This window comes from Pseudomonas sp. P5_A12 (genome assembly GCF_056400685.1).
In genome coordinates, this window is record NZ_JBFUKU010000555.1 from 1 (window position 1) to 1,490 (window position 1,490).

1 protein-coding gene and 1 pseudogene are annotated in these 1,490 nt (G+C 62.7%); both read left to right on the forward strand.

What is annotated here, in order from left to right:
* The first annotated feature begins 136 nt into the window (after nt 1–136).
* Nucleotides 137–877: a response regulator gene (locus tag AC1DSG_RS31050; RefSeq protein WP_477794278.1), complete on the forward strand. Its 741-nt coding sequence runs from the start codon at nt 137–139 to the stop codon at nt 875–877.
* Nucleotides 874–1,490 (forward strand): annotated as a pseudogene (locus AC1DSG_RS31055) (two-component sensor histidine kinase); the annotation flags it as partial. The gene AC1DSG_RS31050 and the pseudogene AC1DSG_RS31055, both read left to right, overlap by 4 nt.

The window sequence follows — 1,490 nt, forward strand, 5'->3', positions numbered from 1 at the left end:
GCCCTGAAAATGGCGGTTTTTGCGTCCATGTGTATCCGCCGACATGCCAGATACATTGCAATACAAAGGGCTAAAGGCGAGCGGGCCAAGGCTCGATAGACTGTGCGACATCCCCCATTGATAGAGGCCAGGCCCCATGGAACACGTCGATCACATTCTCATCGTGGACGATGACCGCGAGATCCGGGAACTGGTAGGCAACTACCTCAAGAAGAACGGCCTGCGCACCACGGTCGTCGCTGACGGCCGGCAAATGCGCGCCTTCCTTGAAACCACGCCGGTGGACCTGATCGTGCTCGACATCATGATGCCCGGCGACGACGGCCTGATACTCTGCCGCGAATTGCGCGCCGGCAAACACAAGGCCACCCCGGTGTTGATGCTCACCGCGCGCAACGATGAAACCGACCGCATCATCGGCCTGGAAATGGGCGCCGACGATTACCTGGTCAAACCGTTCGCCGCCCGCGAACTGCTCGCCCGAATCAACGCCGTGCTGCGGCGCACGCGCATGTTGCCGCCCAACCTGGTAGTGACCGAAAGCGCTCGCCTGCTGGCGTTCGGTCGCTGGCGCCTGGACACCTCGGCCCGGCACTTGCTGGACGACGACGGCACCATGGTCGCGCTGAGCGGCGCCGAATACCGCTTGCTACGGGTCTTTCTCGATCACCCGCAGCGGGTGCTCAATCGCGATCAACTGCTGAACCTGACCCAGGGCCGCGACGCCGACCTGTTCGACCGCTCCATCGACTTGCTGGTCAGCCGATTGCGCCAGCGTCTGCTCGATGACGCCCGCGAACCGGCCTACATCAAAACCGTGCGCAGTGAGGGCTATGTGTTTTCGCTGTCGGTGGAAGTGCTCGGGGCGCCTTCATGAACCTCAACCTGCGCTGGCCCCGCACCCTCGCTTCGCGGCTGTCGCTGATCTTCCTGATCGGCTTGATCCTGGCGCAGGCGCTGTCCTTCGGCGCGCAGTATTACGAACGTTACGAAACTGCAAAAACCACCATGCTCGGCAACCTGGAGACCGACGTCTCGACCTCCATCGCCATCCTCGACCGCTTGCCGGCCACGGAACGGGCGAGCTGGTTGCAACAACTGGATCGGCGCAATTACCGCTATCTGCTGGATGAAGGCTCGCCGGGCGAGGCCATGCGCGACACGCCGATTGCCGTGACCTCGATCAAGGACGCCATCGGCAAGGATTACCCGATGACCGTGACCGACATTCCCGGCCCGATCAAACACTTCCAGGTCCATCTGAAACTGACCGATGGCAGCCCGGTCACCATCGACGTCCGTCCGTCGATGGTGCCGTTGTCGCCGTGGCTGCCCTTCGTCCTGCTTGGCCAATTGGCGTTGATGATCGCCTGCACCTGGCTGGCCGTGCGCATCGCCATTCGCCCGCTGACGCGCCTCGCCCAAGCTGTGGAAACCCTCGACCCCAATGCCCACGCCGTGCATCTGGACGAAAAAGGCCCGACCGAAGT

What these genes read in the sequence shown, in the direction of transcription:
- AC1DSG_RS31050 (WP_477794278.1), top strand. Translation starts at nt 137, where the DNA reads ATGGAACACGTCGATCACATTCTCATCGTGGACGATGACCGCGAGATC.